The sequence below is a fragment of the Priestia sp. SIMBA_032 genome (assembly GCF_046535215.1).
Taxonomy (GTDB): Bacteria; Bacillota; Bacilli; order Bacillales; family Bacillaceae_H; genus Priestia; species Priestia aryabhattai.
The window spans coordinates 1-240 of the sequence record NZ_JAWRXD010001469.1 but is presented as its reverse complement, the minus strand read 5'-3'; the positions used below and the strand labels follow the sequence as shown (position 1 = coordinate 240).

Below are 240 nucleotides of genomic sequence, written 5' to 3'. Positions count from 1 at the left end.
GGGCACGTCTTCCTGCAATATGACCAGGTAGTCGTCATCATCGAGATCGAAGACGTCCGGTGCCATGCCCACGCAGACACCATTGGACTCACACAGGTCGAAATCAGCCTTGATCTTCATCGCCACGAGCTCCCTTCCCTTGCCGCCTCAGGCGGCCCCAGTATTGACGGACACCTACCAACACGTTAGAACGTGTTATAGAAGGAATGCGACGCGGAACCCCTCGGCCGCAGCCCCTCA

1 protein-coding gene is annotated in these 240 nt (G+C 57.9%); it reads right to left on the bottom strand.

The window, feature by feature from the left end; all coding sequences use genetic code 11:
• Positions 1–120 (bottom strand): ferredoxin (locus tag SB717_RS39190; protein WP_410908689.1); only part of this gene is annotated, 120 nt, incomplete at its 3' end.
• Positions 121–240 lie beyond the last annotated feature (120 nt).